Annotated in this window: 23 protein-coding genes; 4 read left to right on the forward strand and 19 right to left on the reverse strand. The window is 70.7% G+C overall.

What is annotated here, in order from left to right:
- Positions 1–37 precede the first annotated feature (37 nt).
- From ACLBXX_RS01670 to ACLBXX_RS01695, 6 genes are all read right to left on the reverse strand, one after another.
- On the reverse strand, positions 38–1615 hold the full coding sequence (locus ACLBXX_RS01670) for a Rieske 2Fe-2S domain-containing protein (RefSeq protein ID WP_447656543.1): 1578 nt from the start codon (positions 1613–1615) through the stop codon (positions 38–40).
- Between the two features lie 104 nt (positions 1616–1719).
- Positions 1720–4992 carry a DEAD/DEAH box helicase gene (locus ACLBXX_RS01675; RefSeq protein WP_447656544.1) on the reverse strand — a complete coding sequence of 1091 codons (3273 nt, stop codon included), beginning with the start codon at positions 4990–4992 and terminating at the stop codon, positions 1720–1722.
- Positions 4993–5044: 52 nt separating this feature from the next.
- The gene (nusB, locus tag ACLBXX_RS01680) at positions 5045–5455 is read right to left on the reverse strand and encodes a transcription antitermination factor NusB (protein WP_378901536.1); all 411 of its coding nucleotides are present in this window, start codon (positions 5453–5455) and stop codon (positions 5045–5047) included.
- Positions 5456–5474: 19 nt separating this feature from the next.
- Positions 5475–6035, reverse strand: coding sequence for an elongation factor P (efp, locus tag ACLBXX_RS01685; protein ID WP_045302503.1), 561 nt, complete (start codon positions 6033–6035; stop codon positions 5475–5477).
- 118 nt (positions 6036–6153) lie between these two features.
- Entirely contained in the window at positions 6154–6612 is a 459-nt protein-coding gene (gene aroQ / locus ACLBXX_RS01690) for a type II 3-dehydroquinate dehydratase (protein ID WP_310290776.1), read from the reverse strand.
- A complete protein-coding gene (locus ACLBXX_RS01695) occupies positions 6609–8444 on the reverse strand; it encodes a bifunctional sugar phosphate isomerase/epimerase/4-hydroxyphenylpyruvate dioxygenase family protein (protein ID WP_447656545.1) in 1836 nt (611 codons plus the stop codon). The genes aroQ and ACLBXX_RS01695 overlap by 4 nt, the downstream gene beginning before the upstream one ends.
- An 84-nt stretch (positions 8445–8528) precedes the next feature.
- On the opposite strand from ACLBXX_RS01695, the gene ACLBXX_RS01700 reads away from it, so the two are divergent.
- The 3 genes from ACLBXX_RS01700 to ACLBXX_RS01710 all read left to right on the forward strand — a co-directional run bounded on the left by ACLBXX_RS01700 (position 8529) and on the right by ACLBXX_RS01710 (position 11543).
- The gene (locus ACLBXX_RS01700; RefSeq protein ID WP_447656546.1) at positions 8529–9161 is read left to right on the forward strand and encodes a TetR/AcrR family transcriptional regulator; all 633 of its coding nucleotides are present in this window, start codon (positions 8529–8531) and stop codon (positions 9159–9161) included.
- Positions 9162–9318: 157 nt separating this feature from the next.
- Positions 9319–10194, forward strand: coding sequence for a shikimate dehydrogenase (locus ACLBXX_RS01705; RefSeq protein ID WP_447656547.1), 876 nt, complete (start codon positions 9319–9321; stop codon positions 10192–10194).
- Positions 10195–10217: 23 nt separating this feature from the next.
- On the forward strand, positions 10218–11543 hold the full coding sequence (locus tag ACLBXX_RS01710) for an MFS transporter (protein ID WP_447656548.1): 1326 nt from the start codon (positions 10218–10220) through the stop codon (positions 11541–11543).
- A gap of 69 nt (positions 11544–11612) precedes the next feature.
- Here the strand turns inward: ACLBXX_RS01710 and ACLBXX_RS01715 are convergent, their stop codons facing one another.
- The 13 genes from ACLBXX_RS01715 to ACLBXX_RS01775 form a co-directional block, all read right to left on the reverse strand.
- Positions 11613–12146, reverse strand: coding sequence for a GNAT family N-acetyltransferase (locus tag ACLBXX_RS01715; RefSeq protein WP_447656549.1), 534 nt, complete (start codon positions 12144–12146; stop codon positions 11613–11615).
- Positions 12143–13219 carry a 3-dehydroquinate synthase gene (gene aroB / locus ACLBXX_RS01720; protein WP_387137742.1) on the reverse strand — a complete coding sequence of 359 codons (1077 nt, stop codon included), beginning with the start codon at positions 13217–13219 and terminating at the stop codon, positions 12143–12145. The genes ACLBXX_RS01715 and aroB overlap by 4 nt, the downstream gene beginning before the upstream one ends.
- A complete protein-coding gene (locus ACLBXX_RS01725) occupies positions 13216–13776 on the reverse strand; it encodes a shikimate kinase (RefSeq protein WP_447656550.1) in 561 nt (186 codons plus the stop codon). The genes aroB and ACLBXX_RS01725 overlap by 4 nt, the downstream gene beginning before the upstream one ends.
- Complete coding sequence (aroC, locus tag ACLBXX_RS01730) at positions 13760–14989, reverse strand: chorismate synthase (RefSeq protein ID WP_310290793.1); 1230 nt, start codon at positions 14987–14989, stop codon at positions 13760–13762. Before aroC ends, ACLBXX_RS01725 begins: the two co-directional genes overlap by 17 nt.
- Positions 14990–15019: 30 nt before the next feature.
- On the reverse strand, positions 15020–15898 hold the full coding sequence (locus ACLBXX_RS01735) for a shikimate dehydrogenase (protein ID WP_447656551.1): 879 nt from the start codon (positions 15896–15898) through the stop codon (positions 15020–15022).
- The gene (mltG, locus tag ACLBXX_RS01740) at positions 15865–17559 is read right to left on the reverse strand and encodes an endolytic transglycosylase MltG (protein ID WP_447656552.1); all 1695 of its coding nucleotides are present in this window, start codon (positions 17557–17559) and stop codon (positions 15865–15867) included. The genes ACLBXX_RS01735 and mltG overlap by 34 nt, the downstream gene beginning before the upstream one ends.
- Positions 17559–18026 (reverse strand): Holliday junction resolvase RuvX, encoded by a 468-nt coding sequence (ruvX, locus tag ACLBXX_RS01745; RefSeq protein ID WP_310290797.1) that lies wholly within the window; start codon positions 18024–18026, stop codon positions 17559–17561. Before ruvX ends, mltG begins: the two co-directional genes overlap by 1 nt.
- Positions 18023–20680 (reverse strand): alanine--tRNA ligase, encoded by a 2658-nt coding sequence (alaS, locus tag ACLBXX_RS01750; RefSeq protein ID WP_447656553.1) that lies wholly within the window; start codon positions 20678–20680, stop codon positions 18023–18025. Before alaS ends, ruvX begins: the two co-directional genes overlap by 4 nt.
- 88 nt (positions 20681–20768) lie before the next feature.
- On the reverse strand, positions 20769–21065 hold the full coding sequence (locus ACLBXX_RS01755; protein WP_310290802.1) for an ATPase: 297 nt from the start codon (positions 21063–21065) through the stop codon (positions 20769–20771).
- Between the two features lie 105 nt (positions 21066–21170).
- A complete protein-coding gene (gene rpsD, locus ACLBXX_RS01760) occupies positions 21171–21800 on the reverse strand; it encodes a 30S ribosomal protein S4 (RefSeq protein ID WP_018170803.1) in 630 nt (209 codons plus the stop codon).
- 176 nt (positions 21801–21976) lie between these two features.
- On the reverse strand, positions 21977–22360 hold the full coding sequence (locus ACLBXX_RS01765) for a hypothetical protein (protein WP_447656554.1): 384 nt from the start codon (positions 22358–22360) through the stop codon (positions 21977–21979).
- A gap of 13 nt (positions 22361–22373) precedes the next feature.
- On the reverse strand, positions 22374–22910 hold the full coding sequence (locus ACLBXX_RS01770; RefSeq protein WP_447656555.1) for a helix-turn-helix transcriptional regulator: 537 nt from the start codon (positions 22908–22910) through the stop codon (positions 22374–22376).
- Positions 22911–22997: 87 nt separating this feature from the next.
- Entirely contained in the window at positions 22998–24290 is a 1293-nt protein-coding gene (locus ACLBXX_RS01775; protein ID WP_447656603.1) for a replication-associated recombination protein A, read from the reverse strand.
- 190 nt (positions 24291–24480) lie between these two features.
- Here ACLBXX_RS01775 and ACLBXX_RS01780 point away from each other — a divergent pair, with 190 nt between their 5' ends.
- On the forward strand, positions 24481–24789 hold the full coding sequence (locus ACLBXX_RS01780; RefSeq protein WP_387137716.1) for a dioxygenase: 309 nt from the start codon (positions 24481–24483) through the stop codon (positions 24787–24789).
- Positions 24790–24921 lie beyond the last annotated feature (132 nt).

Below are 24921 nucleotides of genomic sequence, written 5' to 3' on the forward strand. Positions count from 1 at the left end.
TGTGGAGGATCTACAACACGCCGGCGTTCCGGGTTCGTCAGGCCGCGGGGCTCGTCGCCGCTCGGTACAGGTCGTCCTCGACCTGGGACGCCCGGATCGGGTGCCCCTGGCTCGTCAGGCACTTCCCGCTCGCGAGGTCCCACTTCCAGTCGTGGAGGGAGCACGTGAGCACGCCGTCCTCGATCTTCCCCGTCTTCGTGAGATCGGCGCGCAGGTGCGGGCAGCGGCGCTGCACGATCCAGTCGCCGAGCTGAGCGTCCTCGGTCTGGTCCGTCTGCTCGGCGTACCAGTTCTCGACGTACTCGATGCGGTCCCGCGAGAGGCACTTGAGGAAGGTGGTGAGGAACTCGTTGAACTTGCCGCTGCGGCCGACCGAGAACTGCATCGACAGGAAGATCGAGTTGGACCAGTCGATCTCGTGGTCGGCGATGTTTGTCGAGACCAGATCCGCGGGGATCGTGTACCAGTAGATGCACTCGTCGCCGTCGGCGTACTCGCGCACCTTCGCCTTCGGGAAGTCCACCACCATGTCGAGCTCGCCGATGCGGAAGCGCACCACACCGCCGACGCCGTTGCGGATCGTGCGGGCGCGCCGCAGCAGCGGCTCCCACCACTCCTTGATCGCCGCGAGCATCTCGTCCGGCGGGAGCACGGCGGCGCGCGTGGCCTCCTCCGCGCGCACCTCGTCCTGGCGCGCGTCGCGCTGCTCGGCGAGATAGGCCCACTTGTCGTCGAAGATGCGGTCGATCTCGGACTGCGTGTAGAGCGTCTGCGTGACCGAGATCTCGCCGCCGTTCAGCTCCACGACCGTGCCGGGCACGAACTCGTACCCCTTCTGCTCAGGACGCAGCTCCGCCATGTGCGCGAGGAACTGCCGCTGGTCGGTGAAGATCGAATCGTCGTCGATGCCGTAGCCGTTGTACATGAACAGCTCCTCGCGGAGGAACATCGGCGGCCCCGCCATCGGGAAGACGTGCTCGGCGTCGACCTTCTCGATGTAGTACATGGCGCGCTTGTTCTGCGCGTCGCGCTTGAGCTTCGCGAAGTTCTGCTTGGCGTCCTGGGGAAGGTCGTAGACCATCGGCCACCAGATCGCACCCGACACCTGCGTGAAGTACGCCTCGGGCTTGGAGAACGACATCAGCTTCTCGAGGTCGAGCGGGTGCGAGTCGTTCTGGTTCAGGATGCTGGCGGTGCCGTCGTCGACCGAGAGCGACGAGTCGCCGATCGGGCCGTCGCTCGGCGCCCGCAGCGGAGTGACCATGACCTTCAGGTCGCCGAACTCCAGCGGCACGCCGGCCTGCGTGTAGACGATGTTGTCGTAGCCGAGCTTGCGGAGATCCTGCTCGAGGTCGTCCGTCGGGTAGTCCGGCAGCAGCACCTTGATGGTCTTCGGCACGTGCTTCTGCATGAGCGCGGGGTCGAAGTGGTCGCGGTGGCGGTGGGAGATGTAGAGGAAGTCGGCCTTGCCGTAGGTCGACCAGTCGAGCGCCCGGTTGTCGGGGAACGGGAACCATGACCCGAAGAAGGTCGGCCCGATCACCGGGTCGCAGAGGATGCTTCCTCCCGCCGTCTCGATGAACATTCCGGCGTGGCCGAGGCCCGTGATGCGCATGGGGTTGCCCTCCTGTCGAACCAGACGAGTCTAGGTGAGGCTCGCGGGCCGCACCGGACCGCCCGCCGTGCAAAACCGGATCCGGTCGCCGGTGACGTCGGGGATCAGTCGTCGAAGAGCCCGCGGATGTCGTCGGCGGTGAGCGCCTGCCCGAACAGCGCGTCGTCGTCCATCACCGAGCGGAACAGCCGCGCCTTGCGCTGCTGCAGCGCCATGACCTTCTCCTCGATCGTGCCGTTCGCGATGAGCCGGTACACCATCACGCTGCGGTGCTGGCCGATGCGGTGCGCACGGTCGACAGCCTGCGCCTCGGCGGCGGGGTTCCACCAGGGGTCGAGAAGGAACACGTAGTCCGCCTCGGTCAGCGTCAGGCCGAACCCGCCGGCCTTGAGGCTGATGAGGAACACCGGCGCCTCTCCCCCGCGGAACGCGGCGACGGCGGCGTCGCGGTCGCGTGTCGATCCGTCGAGGTACGCGTATGGGATGCCGCGTGCCTCGAGCTCCTTCGCGACCAGGCCCAGGAACGAGGTGAACTGGCTGAAGACGAGGGCGCGGTGCCCCTCGGCCAGCGCCTCGTCGAGCTGTTCGAAGAGCGCGGCGAGCTTGCTCGGGGCGATGCTCGCGTGCGCCGGGTCCACGAGCTCGGGCGCCAGGCTCAGCATGCGCAGGAGCGTCAGGGACCGGAAGACGATGAACCGGTTGCGGTCGAGGTCCTCGAGGAGGCCCAGCACCTTCTGGCGTTCGCGCTGCAGCACGGTGTCGTACAGGGCGCGATGGGCGGCGCCCAGCTCGATGCGCACCTCCTGCTCCTGCTTGGCGGGGAGGTCGGCGGCGACGAGCTCCTTCGTGCGACGCAGCACGAGCGGACGGATGCGGCGTCGCAGCCGCGCGAGGCGGCCGGCGCGGTACGCGCCGCCCTCCTGGTTCTCGGGGACCTTGCCCTTCTCGATCGGCCCCACGTACTCCTCGCGGAACCGCCGGCTCGAGGCGAACAGCCCCGGTGCCGTCAGCGAGAGCAGCGCCCACAGCTCGGTGAGGCTGTTCTCGAGGGGTGTGCCCGTGACGGCGAAGACGACGTCGGCCGGCAGATCGCGCGCGGCGCGATACGCCTTGGTCTGGCTGTTCTTCACGAACTGCGCCTCGTCGAGGATGAGGCCCGCCCACGGCGCCGCGCCGAACTCGCGCTCGTCGAGCCGGAGCAGGGTGTACGACGTGACGACGATGTCGGCCGAGGCCGCGGCATCCGTCACCGTCGTTCCGCGCTTCGCGCGCGTCGCGTCGACGACGGCGACCCGCAGATCGGGCGTGAAGCGCGCAGCCTCGCTGCGCCAGGTCGAGAGAACCGACGTCGGCGCCACGACGAGGAACGGCCGCGTCTCGCCGGACTCCCGGGCGTGGGCGATGAGGGCGAGCAGCTGGAGCGTCTTGCCGAGGCCCATGTCGTCGGCGAGGATGCCGCCGAGGCGGTGCTCCCACAGGAAGGCGAGCCAGTCGTACCCCACGCGCTGGTAGGGGCGCAGATCGGCGCGGAGGCCCGCGGGCATCGGGGCGGCGGGCACGCCGTCGGCATCGCGCAGCGCCTCCACGGTCGCGCGCCACGACACGGCGGGCTGCGCCTCGTCGGCCAGGTCCTCGAAATCGGCCCACAGCGCCGTCTGGTACCGGCTGATGCGGGGTCCGGTCTCCCATTCCTCGAGCGCTCCGGCCTCGTCGATGAGGTCGCGCAGGCGCTGCAGCGACGGATGCGAGAGCGAGAAGTACGCGCCGTCGCTCAGCAGGATCTTCTTGCGCCCGCGCGACAGCGCCGTGAACAGCGTGCCGAACGGGATGCGGCGGCCGTCGATCGTCACCACGACACCCAGGTCGAACCAGTCGGGATCGTTCGTCTCGACCGTCGTGACGTCGATGCGCGGATCGCCGGCGAGCTCCCGGTACTGCGGCCTCTCCCCCGAGATCTCGACGCTGACGTCGGCGTCGGCTTCGAGAAGCGGCAGCAGGCGCGACGCGAACTCCGCCGCGTCGAGGCCCGTGAGCGTGTCGGCGGAGACGAAGTCGACGGGCGCGTGGTCGCGCCACAGCGCCTCGACGCGGCCGCGGATCGCCGTCTCGGCCGCGGCGTCACGATCCTCTCCGGTCGAGTCGAGCCCCAGCAGGTCGCCGTCGCCGTACCGCCACGAGAGCGTGTACACGAGCCGGTGGTTCGGCTCGAAATGCACACGCGCGACGAGCCGCGGCCGCGGCGGCGGGGCGATGTCGAGGCCCGGCGCCTCGATCTCGACCCGGCGCGCGATCCGCGGCAGGTGGTCGCGGACGAACTCCTCGGCCTCCGGACCCGGCACGACGACGGCATCACGCGCGGCGAGGAGCGCGGGAACCGGGTCCGGCAGGTCCACTGCGGCGAGGACGAGGGCGATGCGCTCGCGCTCGACGGCGAACCGGTACACGCCGGTGCGTCCGACCGGGCGCAGGGCGGCGGCATCCGCGCGCTCGCCGTCGATCGTGACGACGGGCGCGATCTCGAGCCCGCGGCCGGTGTGGTGCGCCTGGACGGTCACGGTCGCCGAGGTCGCGAGGGCGACCGCCGTGGTGCGCTTGGTGGCGACGAGCGGGATGCCGCGGTCCGCCGCCGTCGACAGATGCGGCCAGAGCAGGCTCGACTCGATGTCGTCGAGGGTGAGCCACTCCGAGACGTCGGAGAACGCCCCGAACGAGCGGACGTCGCGGCCGATGCTGTGCAGCTCCGCGAACCACCGCGCCTGCGCGGGGTCGTAGGTGGTGGTCGGCCGGCGCAGCGCGTCCCACGAGACCCCGCCCTTGATCCACGTGTCGGAGCGGGCCGAGCGCTCGAGCGGGCGCAGGCCGACGAGCACATCCGCCCCGTGCTGGTGCAGGCTGCGCGGTGTCGCCGACTCGACGCGCGCCGGTGCCCAGGTCGACGCGCCGCGCCGGATGCGCTGCCGGAGCTCGACGCCGAGGGCGAGCGCGGTGCGGGCCCGCTCGGCCGCCGCGGCAGGGGTGAACACGTCGCGCCACGAGGAGCCGCGGTCGGCTGCGGGCGCGGCGGAGGCGAGCCGGTTGCTCGCGAGAAGCGTCGCGACCGTGTGCTTGCAGTCGAACTGCACCGGGCACGTGCAGGACGTCGCCGCGATGGGATGATCGACGCGCTGCGGATCGAGCCTCACGCGGCACCGGTACGTCCGGCCGCCGCTGCCGGCCACCACCGCTTCGATGACCGAGGTGAGCGGGTCCCACTCGAGGCGCTCGACGGCGCCGTCGGCGAAGTAGCCGACGCCGCGCTCGTAGGTGCCGCTGTCGACGAACCGGCGGATGTGCCCGGGGTCGACGAACGGAGGGGGTCCGGCCGACGACGGGGTCACGGCATCCATCCTGCCCGCTCCCGCCGACACCCGGACGGGCGCCTGCTCGTCGTCAGCTCGCGCGCGCGATGCGGGCGAGGACGCCGTGCACGAAGGGGCCCGACTCGTCGGACGAGAACTCCTTGACGAGCTCGACCGCCTCGTCGATCGCGACCGCGGTGGGCACCTCGTCGTTGTAGAGGATCTCCCACGCGCCGATGCGCAGCACGGCACGGTCGACCGCGGGCATGCGGGCGAGCGTCCAGTCCTTCGCGAACGTCGTGATCTGCTCGTCGATGGCGTCCTGGTTGTCGATCACGCCGTCGACGATCTCGCGCGCGTAGAGCCATGAAGCCTGACGCGCCGGCTCGTTGGCCGCGCGCTTCGCCTCGGCCGCGAGCACCGTCGCGGGCTCGTCGCCGCGCACGTCCGCCTGGAACAGGATGTCGAGAGCGCGCTTGCGCGCCTTCGTACGGGCACTCATCTGTCAGCGACCGCCGACGTCAGTTGACGCGGCCGAGGTAGTCGCCCGTGCGGGTGTCGACCTTGACCTTGGTGCCGGTCTCGACGAACAGCGGAACCTGGATCTCGTAGCCGGTCTCGACGGTGGCGGCCTTGGTGCCGGCCGACGAGCGGTCGCCCTGCAGGCCCGGCTCGGTGTACGTGATCTCGAGGACGACGGATGCCGGGAGCTCGACGTACAGCGGGTTGCCGTTGTTGAGGGCGATCTGCACCTGCTGGTTCTCGAGCAGGAAGTGGGCCGCGTCGCCGACGGTCGCCGCGCCGACGTTGATCTGGTCGTAGTCCTCGACGTCCATGAACACGAAGTTGTCGCCGTCGTTGTAGAGGTAGGTGAAGTCGCGGCGGTCGACGTTCTCGATGTCGATCTTCGCGCCCGCGTTGTAGGTGCGGTCGACGACCTTGCCCGAGACGACGTTCTTGAGCTTCGTGCGGACGAAGGCGCCGCCCTTGCCCGGCTTGACGTGCTGGAACTCGATGACGTTCCAGAGCTGTCCGTCGATCGACAGGACGACGCCGTTCTTGATGTCTGCGGTGGAAGCCATGAGGGTACGAATCCGTTTCGTTGAAGTGCGTGGAGGCGATCGCTGCCCCGTGAACGAGCTCAGGGGTCGGATATGCCGACGTTCGATTCTACGGGATGCCTGGTCCCCGGCCGATTCGTCAGCCCTCGGCCTGCCCGGTGAGGATGTCGATGAGGCGCGCGACCGCCGTCGCGTAGCCGGGCACACCCTCCCCGATCACGTGGACCACGGCGACATCGGCGACGTACGAGTGGTGGCGGAACTCCTCGCGCGCCATCACGTCCGAGATGTGCACCTCGGCCACCGGCAGGGCGACGCCCGAGAGGGCGTCGCGCAGCACGACCGAGGTGTGGGTCAGGCCGCCGGGGTTGATGACGATGCCGGCGCAGTCCTGGCGCGCGTCGTGGATCGCGTCGAGGAGGACCCCCTCGTGGTTGCTCTGGACGGCCCGCACCTCGAAGCCACGCCGGGCGGCAGCATCCGTGGCCACCTGCACGACGTCCGCCAGTGTCTCGGTGCCGTAGATCCCGGGCTCCCTGGTGCCCAGCAGGTTCAGGTTGGGGCCGTTGACGAGCAGGAGGCGACGAGGGGCGGTCATGCTCGCACGATATCAGCGCGCGCGGCACCGGCTCGCTGTGCGGAGAGCCGGACGGGAGCGTTGCCGGCGCCGTACCCGTCGTACCTGCCGCGGCGCTCGACGAACTCGCAGAACAGGTCGCCGACGGTCGCGGTGTAGAAGTGCAGGTACTCGCCCTGTGCGTCGCGGTCGAAGACGAGGTCGAGCTCGCGGAGCGTCTCGAGGAACCCGTCGTCGAGGTCGAATCGAGCCGAGAGATCCTCGTAGTAGTTGCGCGGGATCGGCAGCGGGTGCAGTCCTCTCACCTTGGCGGCACGCGCGAGCGCCACGATGTCGTCACACGCGAAGGCGACGTGCTGCGGCATGGCGGCCGGCCGCCCCGACAGGATCGGCGGCGACACGTTGAGCGGGATGCGGATGGCGCCGTCCGGGGACTGGATGACGCGGCTCTGCACGAGGCCCTGGGGGCTCGCCACCTCGGTCGAGCTCGCCGTCGGGAGTTCCAGCACCGAGGAGAAGAACAGGATCGCCTCATCGACGACCTGCCAGGGCTGACCGAGGCTCACGTGGTCGACGGCGATGATGGGACTGGAACGCAGGGGTTCGCCGTGCTCGAACTCGGCGGCCCACGTCGGCTCGGTCTCGGTGCCGCGCGACGACCAGAAGATCTCGGTGCCGTCCGGCGCCGTGCCGCCGTCGAGCAGCTGCTCCCCCGCGTACGTGCGGCGGTAGGCGAAGGGCGTGCCGAGCTCGGCGGCCCGCTCGGTGAGCGCGGCGGCGTCCGGGACGTCGAACCCGACCGCCGCGATGTGCGGGTCGAGGTCGCGGGCGTGCTGCTCGTTGAGCACGACGCGGGCGTCTCCGGCCGTCCACAGCGTGACGGGCTTCGTGCGGTGCTTGCCGCGCGGCGTGAACCCGACCGTCTCCAGGAGCGCCTCGATGCTCGAGGTGTCCTCGGCCTTGATCTCGACGAAGTCGAAGCCCACGGGCGTGCCGCCGTCGGCGAGCGTCTCGAAGTCGGCCGGCGCGGCGCTTCCGAGCTCCCGCGCGACGGCGTCTTCGAGCCAGCGCAGGGACCGGCGCGCGTGGACGGCGGTCCCGCTCACGTCGACCTGCCGGAAGGTGTCGTTGAAGACCTCGAGGGACACCGGGCCCTCGTAGCCGGCGCGCAGAACGTGGGTGAGGAAGCGTGTCAGATCGAAGCTCCCCTCGCCGGGGAAGAGGCGATGGTGGCGGCTCCAGGAGAGGACGTCCATCGAGAGCGCGGGCGCATCGGCGAGCTGCAGGAAGAAGATGCGGTCGCCGGGGATGTCTTCGATCGCCGCAGGGTCGTGGCCGCGCGACAGGATGTGGAAGGAGTCGAGGCAGACGCCGACCGCCGGGTGGTCGGCGAGCTGCACGATCCGCCATGCGCGGCGGTAGTCGTCGACGTACTTGCCCCACGCCAGCGCCTCGAAGGCGATCCGGATGCCGTGCTCCTGGGCGAGATCCCCCAGCCGGCGAAGCTGGGAGGCCGAGACCGCATCGTCGTCGACCGTCGCGGTCGCCACGTTGCTGCAGCAGAGCACGACCTCGATCCCCATCCGCCGCATGAGGGAGAACTTCGCCGCCGCGCGCCGCAGCACGTCCTCGAACGCATCGTCGTCGACGCCCTCGACGTCGCGCATCGGCTGGTACAGGTCCAGCGTCAGCCCGAGGCGCGCCGCGAGAGCACGCACCTCCTCGGGGCTCTCCGGCGCCGACACCAGGTCGGGCTCGAAGATCTCGACGCCGTCGAAGCCCGCTGCGGCCGCCGCATGCAGCTTCTCGACCAGCGTCCCGCTCATGCACACCGTCGCGATGGAGGTCCTCATGGCGTCACAATGTACCAGTCGGTACATTGTGACGCACCCCCTTCCTCACAAGCGCCGCGTGCGCCGCCCACTATCCTGGCGATCGTGCCCCCCGTTACACGCGATGCCGAGAGGACTCGAGCCGAGCTTCTCGCGGTCGCGACCGAGGTCTTCGCCGAGGAGGGCTACTCCGGAGCCCGCGTCGACGACATCGCCGAGCGCACACGCACGACGAAGCGGATGATCTACTACTACTTCGGCGGCAAGGAGCAGCTCTACCTCGCGGTGCTCGAGAATGCCTATCAGGGTATCCGGGAGGCCGAGCAGGCGATCGACGTGGACCACACGGATCCCGTCGCGGCGATCCGTCAGCTCGCCGAGCTCACGTTCGACCACCACGTCACGCACGACGCCTTCATCCGGCTCGTGGCCATCGAGAACATCCATCGCGGCGAGTTCATCCGGCGGATCGACTCGCTCCGCACGCTCGCGCAGCCCGCGAAGACCCTTCTCGACGAGATCCTCGAACTCGGCCGCGCCGCGGGTGTCTTCCGCGAGGATGTCGATGCGATCGACGTCCACCTCGTCATCAGCGCCTACTGCGTGTTCCAGATCGCGAACCAGTACACGTTCGGCTACCTCTTCGACGTGTCGTTCACCGATCCCGAACGCCGCAACCACCTGCGATCCCTCATCGGCGACGTCGTCGTCGGCTGGCTCACGAACGCTCCGCGCTAGCCGGCGCCCCCGCCGCCGCCTCACTCGAGCCCGCTCTCGCGCCGCGGTATCCGCCGAGCTCCAGAAACCCGCTCGCTCTTGACATCGACGATCTGTCGTGGTTTTCTCTGAACGTACCAGTTAGTACATAGACGTACCGGTCGGACGAAGGAGTGCCATGAGCCAGTCACCGCCGTATCTCGTCGGGCTCGTCGGAACGGGCGTGACCCCTTCCCTGACGCCGGCGATGCACATGGCCGAAGCCCGTGCCCTCGGCCTCGACTACGTGTACCGGACCATCGACCTCACGACCCTCGGCCTTGCGCCCGACCAGCTGCCCGACATCCTCGCGTGGGCGCGGCGCCTCGGCTTCGACGCCCTCAACGTCACCCACCCGTGCAAGCGCCTCGTGCTCGAGTACCTCGACCGCGTCGAGCCGCTCGCCCTGGCGCTCGGCTCGGTCAACACCGTGCTCTTCACCGACCAGGGGCTCGTGGGTCACAACACCGACACCACCGGGTTCGAGACGGCGTTCCGCACGGGGCTTCCGCGCGCGGCGGTCGACGACGTGACGCTGCTGGGGGCGGGCGGTGCCGGCTCCGCCGTCGCAGACGCCCTGCTCCGCGTCGGGACCCGCCGCCTCACGGTCGTCGACATCGACGCCGAACGGGCGGAGGAGCTCGCGACCGACCTGGCGCGTCGTCATGCGGTCGAGGTGGGCCACGCCACGACGGACGCGCTCCCCAGCCTCCTCGCGTCGGCATCGGGGCTGGTGCACTGCACGCCGACCGGCATGAAGGAGCACCCGGGAATGCCGTTCTCCCCCGACCTGCTGCGGCCCGAGCTGTGGGTCGCCGACATCGTCTACCGGCCCCTCGACACCGCGCTTCTGCGCGCTGCCCGCGACGCCGGCTGCGCCACGCTCGACGGCGGAAGGATGGCGGTCCACCAGGCCGTCGACGCCTTCCGCCTGATCACGGGCCACCAGCCCGACCCCGACCGCATGATCCGCCACTTCCACGACCTCGTTGCGCCGCACCCCGTGCCGGCGTGACACTCACTAGAGAAGGACGACCGATGACCACCACCGCAACGACGCGGAAGACTCCCGTGAAGGCGGCTGTCGCCAGCTTCATGGGCAGCGCCGTGGAGTACTACGACTTCTTCCTGTTCGGCTCCGCCGCAGCGCTCATCTTCCCCACCGTCTTCTTCCCGTCCGACAACCAGGCAGCCCTCGTCATGTCGTTCGCGACGTTCGGCTTCGCCTACATCGCGCGGCCGGTCGGCGCCGTCATCCTCGGCCACTTCGGCGACCGCATCGGCCGGCAGAAGGTCCTCATGTTCACCCTGCTGCTCATGGGCATCTCGACCTTCACGATCGGCTGCCTACCGGGCTACGAGCAGATCGGCTGGGCCGCCCCGGCGCTGCTGGTGCTGTGCCGGCTCATGCAGGGCCTCTCGGCCGCCGGCGAGCAGGCGGGCGCGTCGTCGCTCACGCTGGAGCACGCGCCCGACGACCGCCGGTCGTTCTTCACGTCGTGGACCCTCACGGGCACCCAGGGCGGCCAGATCCTCGCCGCGCTGATCTTCATCCCGGTCGTCGCGCTCCCCGACGAGATCAAGTACACGTGGGGCTGGCGCGTGCCGTTCTGGCTGAGCGCGGTCGTGGTGCTCGTCGCCTTCTTCATCCGGCGGACCCTGCACGAGACGCCGGAGTTCGAGCAGGCGAAGGCGGAAGGACGGATCGCACGGATGCCGCTCATCCCGCTCCTGCGCGACCACTGGCGCGACGTGCTCCGCGTCATCTGCTGCGCGTTCATCGCCGCCGTCTCGACGGTGTTCGGCAACCTCGCCATCGCGTACGGCGTGGAGGTCGGGCTGAACGCCGCCATCACGCTCTGGCTCGTCGTCGTCGCCAACCTCGTCGCGATCGGCACGCAGCCGCTGTTCGGTGCTCTGGCCGACCGCATCGGCCGCAAGCCGGTGTTCATCTACGGCGCGCTCTCGTCGGCGGTGTTCATGCCCTTCTACATGCTGTCGATGGGGGCGGGGAACGAGTTCGTGACGTTCCTGCTCGCGGTGCTCACCTTCTCGTTCGGGTACGCCGCCGCGAACGCCGTGTGGCCGTCGTTCTACGGCGAGATGTTCAGCACGCGCGTGCGGTTCTCGGGCATGGCGATCGGCACGCAGCTCGGCTTCCTCATGGCGGGCTTCGCCCCGTCGATCGTCACGGCGCTGGGCGGCGTGCAGCAGGGCGGCTGGGTCGTCATCAGCGTCTTCACCGCGGTGATCTCGCTCATCGCGACCGTCAGCGCCCTCACGGCACGCGAGTCGAAGAGCATCCCCACGGCCGAGCTCGGTCTGCGCTCCGAGAAGCGCGAGGAGCTCGTGCCGGCCGTCTGAGCACAGCGGCCGCTGAGCGCAGCGGCCGTCACAGGCCCCGTCCCGCTGAGCGGGGCGGGGCCTTCGTGGTCACGGCAGGGGGCGCGCCATCACGATCTCGGGACCGATGACGCTGGTGAACGTCTCGCCCGTGGGCACGAACCCGGCTCGGCGATACGCGCCCTGGGCGCGGGGGTTGTCGCGGTGCACGTCGAGGCTGAGCCGGGTGAGCCCGAGCGCGGTCACCCATTCCGCGGCGGCGGCGAGCAGGAGGTCGATCGCCCCCGTGCCCCGATGAGCCGGGTTGACGTAGACGCCGACGACATCCGCCCGACGGTCGTCGACGAAGCGGCCCAGGTGATCGGTCTGCCCGGTCGCGCGGATGAGCACCGAGAGGCTGCCCACCCACACGTCGTCCACCACCGCCACGAACTGCGCGGCGGTCTCGCTCCCGGCGGCCAGTTCGGCGCGCTCGCGCCAGAACTGCTCCGAGCGGGCCGCGACCTGCGCCGGGGTCTCGAGGAAGGCGATGTTCGCGTCGGGATCGCTCGTGGATTCGAGCCGCAGCTCGCGCACCGCGTGCCACTCGTCGGAGCGGATGCGGCGCACGACCACGGTGCTCACCCCGCGACCTCCTGGTACGCGGCGAAGAGCAGCGACTCGTCCGGCGCCTGCAAGACGGTGGGCTTGGCGATGTCGTCGAGCACGATGAAGCGCAGCATTCCGCCGCGGCTCTTCTTGTCGCGCTGCATCGTCGACAGCAGCTGGGGCCACGCGCCGGGGCGGTAGCTCGTCGGCAGTCCGAGCGACTCGAGGATGTCGCGGTGGCGCTGGGCGGCGGCATCCGGAAGCCGGCCTGCGAGGCGCGACAGCTCGGCGGCGAACACCATGCCCACGGAGATCGCGGCGCCGTGACGCCAGCGATAGCGCTCGGCGTGCTCGATGGCGTGGCCCAGGGTGTGGCCGTAGTTGAGGATCTCGCGCAGACCCGCCTCGCGGAGGTCCTCCCCCACGACGCGCGCCTTCATCTCGATGGCGAGCTCGATGGTGCGACGGAACGCGTCGCTCTGCGGGTCCACGGCGTTCTCGGGATCGGCCTCGATCAGCTCGAGGATCTCGGGCGCCCAGATGAAGCCGGCCTTGACGACCTCGGCGTAGCCGGCGACGCGCTCGTTGCGCGACAGGCCGTCGAGCAGGTCGAGGTCGCAGATCACGGTGCGTGGCGCCCAGAACGCACCCACGAGGTTCTTGCCCTCGGCGGTGTTGACTCCGGTCTTGCCGCCGACGGCGGCGTCGACCATGCCCAGGACGGTGGTCGGCACCTGCACGACCTCGACGCCCCGCAGCCAGGTCGCAGCCACGAACCCGGCGAGGTCGGTCACCGATCCCCCGCCGAACCCGACGACGGCGTCCGTGCGGGTGAAGTCCGCCTTGCCCATGACCTGCCAGCAGAAAGCGGCGACTTCGATGCGCTTGCCCGCCTCGGCGTCGGGGATCTCGGCCAGCAGCACCTCGCGGTCGGCCATGAGCTGTGCGCGCAGGCGCTCCGCCTCGGCGGCGAGGGTCGGCGGGTGGATCACGAGCACCTTGCGCGCGGCGGGCGGCAGCGCCTCGCCGACGGACGACAGGATGCCGTGTCCCACGGTGATGTCGTAGCTCGCGTCTCCGCTCACGGTGATGGTCGTGGCATCCGTCATGCGGTCTGCTCCTTGTGCTCGTCGCCGGTGGGGGCCGACGGGTCGGCGACGCCGCGCACCCACGCGACGAGGGCGTCGACGACGTCCTGCAGCGGACCGGTGGACGTGTCGAAGGTGATGTCGGCGAGTTCCTCGTAGACGGGCCGGCGCTCTTCGAAGATCGTGGTCCAGCGCTCGATCGCATCGTCGCCGCCCTGCAGGAGCGGCCGGTTCGAGTCGCGGACGCGGCCCGCGACGACCCGCGGCGAGACGGTGAGCAGCACGACGCGGTGTCCGGCGAGGTCGGCGCGCGTCTCGGGGTTCAGCACGGCTCCGCCGCCCAGCGAGACGACGCCGCCCGTTGCGAGCCCCTCGACCACGGCGGCGCGCTCGGCGGCGCGGAACTGCGCCTCGCCGTGCTCGACGAAGAGCTGGTCGATCGGCCCGTGGTCGCGCACGACCGCGGCGTCGGTGTCGAAGAACGGAAGGCTCAGCGCGCGCGCGACCTTCTTGCCGATGCTCGTCTTGCCGGCCCCCATGGGACCGATGAGCACGACGGCGTCAGAGGGCGAGGTCATGGTCGGCGAGGCCGGCGTCGCTGGCCGCCGCACTGCGCAGCGCGTCGGGGATCGCCGCGAGGTAGCCCTCGATGTTGCGGCGCGTCTCGGCGACGCTGTCGCCCCCGAACTTCTCGAGCACGACGTCGGCCAGCACGACCGCGACCATCGCCTCCGCGACGACGCCCGCGGCGGGCACGGCGCACACGTCCGAGCGCTGGTGGTGAGCCGAGGCGGCGTCGCCGGTGGCGACGTCGACCGTGCGGAGCGCCTTCGGCACCGTGGCGATCGGCTTCATGCCGGCGCGCACGCGCAGCACGGTGCCGGTCGACATGCCGCCCTCGGTGCCGCCCGCCTTGTCGCTCGAGCGGGTGATGCCGTCGCCGGCGACGAACAGCTCGTCGTGCGCGGCGGAGCCGCGACGGCGCGTGGTCTCGAACCCGTCGCCGACCTCCACGCCCTTGATCGCCTGGATGCTCATGAGCGCCTGCGCGAGCTTCGCGTCGAGGCGGCGGTCCCAGTGCACGTGCGAGCCGAGCCCCGGGGGCAGGCCGTAGGCGAGCACCTCGACGATGCCGCCCAGCGTGTCGCCGTCCTTGCGGGCGTCGTCGACCTCGGCGACCATGGCCGCGCTCGTCGCCGCGTCGAAGCAGCGCAGCGGGTCTGCGTCGAGCGCGTCGACGTCGTCGGGAGTCGGCAGCGCCGAGCCCTCGGGGACCTGCACCGGTCCGATCGAGAGGGTGTGGCTGACGAGACGGATGCCGAGCTCGGCCAGGAACGCTCGTGCGAGGGCACCGAGGGCGACGCGGGCGGCGGTCTCGCGGGCGCTCGCGCGCTCGAGGATCGGGCGGGCCTCGTCGAAGCCGTACTTCTGCATGCCGACGAGGTCGGCGTGGCCGGGGCGGGGGCGCGTGAGCGCGGCACCGCGTCCGCGCGACTTCTCCGTGAGGTCCACGGGCTCGGCGCTCATGACCTCGACCCACTTCGGCCATTCGGTGTTGCCGATGCGCAGGGCGATGGGGCTGCCCAGGGTCGTGCCGTGCACGACGCCGGACGAGATCGTGAGCTCGTCCTCCTCGAACTTCATGCGCGAACCGCGGCCGTAGCCGAGCTTGCGGCGCGCGAGATCCGCCTGGATCGCGGCGCGGGAGATGGGGACGCCCGCAGGCAGGCCCTCCATGACGGCGACGAGTTCGGGGCCGTGCGATTCGCCGGCCGTGAGCACGCGGAGCATTGGTCCAGTCTCCCACGCCCCGGGAGGCCGTTACGCCGCGGCCGGCTCCCCGAGCGCCTGGCGCATCGCCTTCAGCGCGTCGTCCTCGCGATCGAGGGGCGTGTCGGCGTCGCCGTCCCGGAAGATCCGGATCTGCAGCAGGGCCTGGTGCAGCAGCATCCCGAGTCCCGATCGGGCGGTGCCGCCCGCGCGCTCCCACGCGGCCGACAGCGCGGTCGGCCAATGTCCGTAGACGACATCGAGCAGGTGGCCGCCGGAGCGGGCGAGGGCGTCGGCCGCGGCATCCGGAACGGGTGCATCGCCCGGCAGCGTCGCGATGGTGAGCGGCACGTCGGCATGAACGGATGCGGCGAACGGCGTCGTCGTCACCGCGATGCCGATGCGGCGGCCGAGCTCGGCGAGCGGCGCGACGGCTTCGGGGCGGCGTGCGATCACGTCGACCTCGCGCGCGCCGAGCTCACCGAGAGCAACCAGGGCGGAGGTCGCGGTCGCGCCGGCGCCGACGATGCGCGCCTGCGGCACCGTCATGATGCCGTCGTCGGCGAGGGTGCGGACGATGCCGCCCACGTCGGTGTTGAAGCCGCGGGCGCCGTCGGCGTCGAGCAGCAGCGTGTTGACCGCTCCGGTCAGTTCGGCGCGGCGGTCGAGCACCGCCGCGGCCGCGAACGCGACCCCCTTGAGCGGCATCGTAAGCGAGAGGCCCCGCCACGCGTCGTCGAGCCCGGCGAGCTCGCCGGCGAAGGACGCTTCGTTCACCCGACGGCGTCCGTAGGTCCAGTCGAGCCCGAGGACGTCGTACGCCGCGGCGTGCAGCTGCGGCGAGCGGCTGTGCGCGATCGGGTCGCCCCAGACCTCCAGACGCGACGCGTGGGGGCTCAGCACCCCGAGTCCGGGTGCTCGGAACACCACTGCTGCATCTGCTGGACGTACTTCAGGTGCTCGTTGTAGGTCGCCGAGAAGATCGTCTCGCCCGTCTCCATGTTGACCGTCACGAAGTACATCCACGGGCCGTCGGCCGGGTGCATGGCCGCGTCGATCGCGACGTCGCCGGGATTGGCGATCGGTCCGATCGGCAGGCCCGCGTGCACGTAGGTGTTCCAGGGGTTCGGGTCGTACTGCGCCTCTTCCGAGGTGCTCGCGGAGCCCTCATGGAGCTCGCCATAGCCGAACTGCGCCGTCGAGTCCATCTGCAGCAGCCCGAACGTCTCCTGATTGTTCGGGTCCATGCGGTTCAGGATCACGCGCGACACCTTCTGCATGTCGACCTCGGAGCGGGCTTCGCGCTGGATGATCGACGCGGTGGTCAGGATCTCCTGACGCCTCTCCACCGGCACGCCGGCGGCGTCGAGCGACTGGATCGTGCGGTTCACCAGGGTCTGGATGGCCGACTGCGCGGTGACGCCGGGGTCGAAGGTGTAGGTCGCCGGGAACAGCCAGCCTTCGAGCGGCTGCCCGCCCGCCGCGACGATGGCCGGGTCCACGGGGACCCCGTACACGGACGGATCGGCGGTGGCCGCGGTGAGCTCTTCCAACGGGATGCCGGTGCCCTCCGAGATGCGCTCGAGCGTGCCCTCGACCGTGTAGCCCTCGGGGATCTGCGCGGTGAACTCCTGTCTGTTCGCGGGGTCCAGGAGGGCCGCGAGGGCCGCCTCGCTCGTCATCTTCTTCTGCAGCTTGTAGACGCCCGGCTGGAAGGTCGGGTTCTGGCCGCTCGTGATGAGGTAGTCGTAGAAGGCGTCGGGCGTCTTGATCACGCCGGCGTCGTACAGCGACTGCGAGATCGGTGATCCGGTGTCACCCTGGGAGATCGTGACGAACGTCTCTCCGGTGGCGAGTCCGGCTTCGTAGTCCTTGGGCTCTTCCCAGCCCATGACCTCGCGGATCTTGTCCTCGTAGGTGTTCCACACGTACAGGCCACCGGCGGCGATGCCCCCGAGGATCAGCAGCACGACGCCCAGGGCGATCCAGCCGCCGATGCGCCGGCGCTTCTTGTTCGGCGGCGGTGGGGCGTGCCCGATGTCGTGGGTCGACGCCGATCCGCTGAACAGGTCCTCGAGGGAGCCGGACGGGGCGGACGGCTCGTCGTTCTCGTCGCGCGCGGGCGGGGTGGCGCGCGCGGCCGACGGCGCAGTCACCGCGGTCGCGGGAGCCGCAGCGGGGGCAGTGCCTCCGCGGCTGTACGGCATCGCGGGGCTCACGCCGGCCGACGCGAAGATCCAGGGGTCGTCCTCGACGGGCGCCTCGACGTCGATCGGCTGCGTCGTGGGGCGCGGGGTGCGCAGCGGAACCGGCTGGAAGCCGCTGCCGGGCACCGGTTCGTCCACCGGGTGGGCCGATGAGGGCGCCGCGGAGGCGGCGGCAGCGGGAGCGGTCCCAACGACAGGCGTGGAGCCGGTGATGAGCGATTCCCACAAGGCCGCGTGGGCCGCGGGGGCTTCCTCCGGCGCCGCAGGCGCGGGAGCAGCCGGCGTCGTCGGCGTCTCCCCCGTCGCCGCCTGTCGCGCGGCGGCCTCGCGGGCTGCGCGGCGCGACTGGGGGACGGCTTCGCCGTCGGGCGATGAGTCGGACATCAGGCGGGCTCCTGGGGGACGGGGGTTCCGGGAGGTCGTCCGGTGCTCTTCTCGACGTCGAGCGCTTGCTGGAGCAGGACGACCGCGGCGACCTGGTCCACGATGTTACGCGACGAACGCTGGGTTCTGCCCGAACTGCGCAGTGCCGCGTGTGCAGAGACGGTGGAGAGCCGTTCGTCGACGAGGCGCACGGGGAGCCCGGATGCCGCCGCCAGCGCCGCAGCGAAGTCCCGGGCATCCTGCGTCGACGCCGTGTCCTCGCCCCGCATGTTCAGCGGCAGGCCGACGTAGAGCTCGACCGCCGAATACTCGTCGGACAGCGCCACGATGCGGGTCACCGATGCCTCGTCACGCGGCACGGTCTCGACCGGAGTCGCGAGCAGACCGTCGGGGTCGCACTTCGCGACCCCGACCCGGGCCTTGCCCACATCGATGCCGAGCCGGGTGCCGCGCCGGAAGCCGCTCACGCGCCGAGCGCGTCCTTCACCGAGGTCAGCGCCGCCGGCAGGGCCGCCGCATCCGTTCCACCGCCCTGGGCGACGTCGTCGCGGCCACCGCCACCGCCGCCGAGCACGCCGGCGGCGCCCTTGGCGAGGACGCCCGCCTTGGCGCCCGCTGCACGGGCCGCGTCGTTGGTGGCGACGATCACGACGGGGCGCTCGTTCACGACCGCGCCGAGCGCGACGACCGCGGCCTCGGAGCCCAGCCGCTCGCGCACCTGCAGCGCCAGCGAGCGGACGTCGTCGGCGGATGCGGCGTTGCCGAGCGACTCGGCGACGACGACGGTGTCGCCGACCCGCGTCGCCGCGGCGGCGAGGGCCGGGAGCCGGTCACCGAGGGCCTTGGCTTCGAATGCCGCGATCTTCTTCTCGGCCGCCTTGAGGCTCGCCTGCAGTTCGGCGATGCGCGCGGGCAGCTGCTCGCGCGGTGCCTTGAGGGAGGTCGTGAGCTGCGACACCAGGGCGCGCTCGGCCGCGAGCGACCGGAAGGCGTCGAGACCGACCAGCGCCTCGACGCGGCGGTTCGACGCGCCCACCGACGATTCGCCGACGAGGTTGATCAGCCCGATCTCGGCGCTCGTCGACACGTGCGTGCCGGCGCAGAGCTCGCGCGACCAGGGGCCGCCGATGTCGACCATGCGCACCGTGTCGCCGTACTTCTCACCGAACAGCGCCATCGCGCCGAGCGAGCGCGCCTCGTCCAGCGGCAGGACGCGCGTGGTCACCTCGAGGTTGTCGCGCACCGCGTTGTTCGCGATCTCCTCGATCTCGGTCTTGGTCTCGTCCGACAGCGACTGGCCCCACGAGAAGTCGAAGCGCATGTAGCCGGCGCGATTGAGCGATCCGGCCTGCGTCGCGGTCTTTCCGAGCGTGTCGCGCAGCGCGGCGTGCACCAGGTGCGTCGCGGAGTGCGCCTGACGAGCGGCGCGGCGGTTCGCAGCATCCACCACCGTCGTCGCGGCCTGACCGACGCCGACCTCTCCCGTCGACACTTCGACGGTGTGGCTGATGAGACCCGGCACCGGCTTCTGCACGTCGAGCACCTCGAGCTCGTAGCCCGGTCCGACGATGACGCCCTTGTCGGCGACCTGGCCGCCCGACTCGGCGTACAGCGCGGTCTCGGCGAGGATCACCTCGGCGATCTGGCCGACGCTCGCGCGGTCGACCGACACGCCGTCGACGAGGATGCCGAGCACCTGCGACTGGGCCTCGAGGTCGGTGTAGCCGGTGAAGACGGTCTCGCCCTGTGCGCGCAGGTCGCGGTAGACACTCGTGTCGGCGAGCTGGCGCTTGCGTGCCCGCGCGTCGGCCTTGGCACGTGCGCGCTGCTCCTGCATGAGGCCGTCGAACGCCGCGCGGTCGACACTGAGGCCGGCCTCTTCGGCGATCTCGAGCGTCAGGTCGATCGGGAAGCCGTACGTGTCGTGCAGCAGGAACGCCTCGGCGCCGGTGAGGGTCGTGCCGCCGGAGGCCTTCGTCTCGGAGAGCGACTCGTCGAGGATCGACTCCCCCGCCGCGAGCGTGCGCAGGAACGTCGCCTCTTCGGCCAGGGCGTACTGCGAGATGCGGGCCCAGTCGGTCTCGACGACCGGGTAGGCGGCCTTCATGGCGTCGCGCGATGCCATGAACAGCACCTCGAATGTCGGCCCGTCGACGCCGAGCAGGCGCATCGAGCGGATCACACGGCGCATGAGACGGCGCAGGATGTAGCCGCGGCCGTCGTTCGAGGGCGTGACGCCGTCCGACATGAGCATGAGCGACGAACGCACGTGGTCGGCGACCACGCGGAAGCGCACGTCGTCGTCGTGGTTCGCGCCGTACGTGCGGCCCGACAGTTCGACCGCCTTGTCGAGCACCGGACGAACCTGGTCGGTCTCGTACATGTTGTCGACGCCCTGCTTGATGAACGCGATGCGCTCCAGGCCCATGCCGGTGTCGATGTTCTTGTTCGGCAGCTCGCCGACGATGTCGAAGTCGTACTTCGAGCGCACGTTCGTGATCTCGTACTGCATGAACACGAGGTTCCAGATCTCGACGTACCGGTCGTCGTCGGTCGCGGGGCCCCCGTCGATGCCGTACTCGGGGCCGCGGTCGAAGAAGATCTCCGAGCAGGGGCCGGCGGGACCCGGCAGACCGGTGCTCCAGTAGTTCGTGTCCTTGCCGAGGCGCTGGATGCGCTCCTCGGGCAGGTCGGTGAGCTTCAGCCAGAGGTCGTGGGCCTCGTCGTCCTCTTCGTAGACGGTGACCCACAGGTCCTTCTGGTCGAAGCCGAGCCCGCCGTCGGCCTCGGGCGAGGTCAGCAGATCCCACGCGTAGCGGATCGCGCCTTCCTTGAAGTAGTCGCCGAACGACCAGTTGCCCAGCATCTGGAAGAACGTGCCGTGACGCGGGGTCTTGCCGACCTCTTCGATGTCGTTGGTGCGGATGCACTTCTGGTTGTCGGCCGCGCGCGGATACGGCGCGGGCACATCGCCCGACAGATACGGGATGAAGGGCACCATGCCGGCCACCGTGAACAGCAGCGCCGGGTCGTCGGTCACCAGCGATGCCGAGGGGACGATGGTGTGGCCGTTCTTCTCGAAGTAATCGAGGAAGCGCTGTGCGATCTCGGCGGTCTTCATGCGGGTCCTTGCGTGTGCGTGCGAATGCGTGCGTGTTCGGGGAGTCTGGCGAGGTTCGAGCGTGCCGGCGGCGCGCCGCCGGGGCGTCTCAGTCGGCGATCTTGCGGGCCGCGTCGTCGACGGCGTCGGCGACGTTCCCGACGGCGTCGGATGCTGCGGCCCGCGCGCTCGAGGCGGCGTCGGCCGCGGCATCCCTGACGTCGTCGACGAGGCCGGCGAAGCGGGCCTCCTGTTCGCGGTACGCGTCGCCCATACGGTCGGTGAACTCCGTGATGCGGGCGTCGACGTCGGCGAGGATCTCGTGGCCGCGCGGGTCCTTGTTGACCAGGTGGGCGAGAACGAAACCGCCGGCGATGCCGAGCAGGAACCACAGGAGGTTCTTCATGTCACCACTTCCTCGCGGGCCGCCGGGGCGCGGCATCCCCCCATCGTATGCGGAAACGACGAAGGGCGTCGGGTCTCCCCGACGCCCTCCGTGCGTTGCTGAGTATCAGCGAGCTGCGTAATACTCGACGACGAGCTGGACGTCGCAGACCACGGGAACCTCGGCGCGCTTGGGGCGACGCACGAGACGGGCCTGGAGCTTGTCGAGCTCGACCTCGAGGTAGCCCGGAACGGGCGGCAGGACCTCGGCGTGACCGCCGAGCGCTGCGACCTGGAAGGGCTCGATGCCCTCGCTCTTGGCCTTGACGTGGATGAGCTGACCCGGCTTCACGCGGAACGACGGGCGGTCGACGAGCTGGCCGTCCACGAGGATGTGGCGGTGCACGACGAGCTGGCGCGCCTGCGCGGTGGTGCGGGCGAAGCCGGCACGCAGCACGAGGGCGTCGAGACGCATCTCGAGCTGCTCGACGAGGTTCTCACCCGTCAGGCCCTGGGTGCGGCGGGCCTCGTTGAACTGGATGCGCAGCTGCTTCTCGCGGATGCCGTACTGCTCGCGCAGACGCTGCTTCTCGCGGAGGCGGACGGCGTAGTCGCTGTCCTGCTTGCGCTTGGTGCGGCCGTGCTCACCCGGCGCGTAGGGGCGCTTCTCGAGGTACTTGGCTGCCTTGGGGGTCAGCGCGACGCCGAGGGCGCGGGAGAGACGGACCTTGCGGCGGTCCTGGGACTTCGTTGCCACGAAGTGTTCCTTTCGATGACGCGGCCGTGTCTTTCACGGCCCGCGGACGTATCGCCCTGTCTTCGCCCTGTCCGGACTGCACGCCGGGGCATGCCGGAAGGTAGGTCAGGAAGAGAGGGGATGCCCGAAAACTGCGTTTCGAGCCGCTCAAGCCTACCAGACGCGCGGTCGGCCCTTCATGAGAGGGCGATGGCCAGCGTCGAGGCGGCGAGCACCAGGCAGACAGGCGTCATCGTGAGGCGCTCGGCGCGACTCCGGGAGACGGCGTTCATGACCACCCCGACGGCGAAGTAGGCGAAGAGCACCCACGTCAGGATGCGTACGGCGATGCTGTCGCCGCCCGGCAGCATCCCGGCCCGACTGAGGAGCACCCCGGCGAAGCCGGCGTAGAGGAGGACGGATGCCGCGCTGGCGATGCGCAGACCGCGCGGCAGGACGCGGTGCGCCCCGCCCCAGACCAGCCGTCCCCACGGCGCCCCCGCGGCGACGCAGATCTGCAGGACGGCGAGACCGCCCAGCACGAGGCACGCGATGACGGCGGCGACGATCGGCAGAGTCACGGGCGTCGTCCGTTCATGCCTGCTCCCCCACGTCATCGATCCACTCGCGCGTCAGGGCGTGCGAACGCAGCCCGTACTCGAGCGTCGCTCGCTGGAACGCGAAGATCCTGCGCGACGCGTCATCGAGCCCGGCAGCCTTCGCGTCCACCTCGGTCGCCAGGGCTTCCAGCGCCGCGCGGGATGCGTCGACATGCTCACGGATGCCGCGCACGACGGCCGCCCGATCCTCCGGCGCCTCGAGCAGGCCGAGCAGGTAGACCTTCGCGAGGACCGTGGTCTCGGCATCCGTTCCTCCCGGGAGCGGCGCCCGCATCCACGCGCGCCACCGCTCGCGCCCCTCGTCGGTGATCCGGTGGACCTTGCGGCCGCGCCGGCTGCCGTCGGCCTCGGCGACGATGACGGAGCCGTCGTCCACGAGGTGCTGCAGAGCGCGCTGGATGCTGCCGGAGCTCGCGCTGTAGAACAGCGAGATGCCCGCGGCGAATCGCTTCTGCACGTCGTAGAGCGAGAGTGGTCCGCCGAGCAGCAGGCCCAGGATCACGAACTGCATTCGGCGCCTCCCGGCGTGACACGGACAATATCCCTCTGAGGGATATCAATCTACCTCTGAGGGATGTCGTGCGTCAACGCGGGGCGGTCAGCCGCCGTCGAGGATGCGACGGATCTTCTCGAGACGCGCCTGGACGTCGCGCTCAGCGCCGAGCGCCTTCGGCTCGTAGTAGCGCCGGCCGTGCAGTTCGTCGGGCAGGTACTGCTGCGGCGCGATGCCGATCTCGGCGTCGTGCGGATACACGTAGCCCTTGCCGTGGCCGAGGCGCTTCGCCCCCGGGTAATGCGCGTCGCGCAGGTGGATCGGCACCCGGCCGAAGCCGCCAGAGCGCACGTCGGCGATCGCCGCGTCGATGGCGAGGTAGGCGGCGTTCGACTTCGCTGTCGTCGCGAGGTACGCCGTCGCCTCGGCGAGCGGGATGCGGCCTTCCGGCATCCCGATGAACTGCACCGCGTCCGCGGCGGCCACGGCGATCGGCAGCGCCTGGGGGTCGGCGAGTCCGATGTCCTCCGCGGCCGAGATGATGAGGCGCCGGGCGATGAACCGCGGGTCCTCCCCCGCCTCGATCATGCGGGCGAGGTAGTGGATCGCGGCATCCACATCCGATCCGCGGATCGACTTGATGAACGCGCTGATGACGTCGTAGTGCTCGTCGCCCTGACGGTCGTAGCGCAGGAGCGCGCGGTCGACCGCCTGCGCGACGTTGTCGGCCGAGATCTCGGGCGTGGTGGCCTCGTCCTGGTCGTCGTCCTCATCGGGAAGGGCGAGGGATGCTGCGGCCTCGAGGGCCGTGAGCGCCCGCCGCGCGTCGCCGGACGCGAGGCGAACGAGCGCGGCGCGCGCCTCGTCGCCCAGCACGACCGCGCCGGACAGTCCGCGGGCATCGGCCACCGCGCGGTCGAGGAGCATGCCGAGGTCTTCGTCGGTGAGCGGCTTGAGCGTCAGCAGCAGCGACCGTGACAGGAGGGGCGAGATCACGGAGAACGACGGGTTCTCGGTGGTCGCCGCGATGAGCACCACCCAGCCGTTCTCGACGCCGGGCAGGAGCGCGTCCTGCTGCGCCTTGGTGAAGCGGTGGATCTCGTCGAGGAACAGGATCGTGGACTGGCCGTACAGATCGCGCTGTGTCAAGGCCTCCTGCATGACCTCGCGCACATCGCGCACGCCGGCGGTCACCGCCGAGAGCTCGACGAACCGGCGCCCGGAGGAACGGGCGATCGCCTGAGCGAGCGTCGTCTTCCCCGTGCCCGGCGGGCCCCACAGGATGACCGACGTCGCGGCGCGGGCCGCGGCATCCGGATTCGCGAGGGTCACCAGCGGAGACCCCGCCCGCAGCAGATGCGACTGCCCCGCGACCTCGTCCAGCGAGGTCGGGCGCATGCGCACCGCGAGGGGCGTCAGCCCCTGGAAGAGCGCAGTCGGACCAGTCACGTCACCAGGCTATCCCGCGCTCACGACACGGGATCCGCCGCGGTTTGGCCGCCGCGGTGCGGGCCCGTAGGATCAAGCCGCCCGGGCGCTGCCTGGCACGAGGCGCATGCGCCCGACACGAACGGAACGAGGAGGTCACGTGGCGACCGGTGGCAAGGACCGTGACGCACGGGCTGCGCGGGAGCGCACGCGGCTGTACGAGGCGCGACGTCAGTTCCACGACGACCAGGCGCGCCGTCGCACGCGCGACAATCTGATCGCGGGCATCGTCGGCGGCGTTCTCGTCCTCGGCCTGATCGGTGCACAGACGCTGTACTTCGTGGCCGGGCCCGGTGCCCCCGAACCATCGCCCTCGTCGACGCCCACGCCGACCGCGACGACCCCGGAGCCGACCCCGTCGGCGACGACGACGCCGGAACCGAGCGCGACGCCGACGCCCACGCCCTGACATCTCGGGTCTCGCGCCGCAACCGCACCTCGGGCGGGGCGTCCGCCGTACTAGGCTGTGAGCCGTCCTACTCCCTACAGACGGCGCGAGCCGCGATGAGGTGCAACCCGTGACTGCCGCAGCAGACTTCCA

Source organism: Microbacterium sp. C23T, from assembly GCF_053345975.1.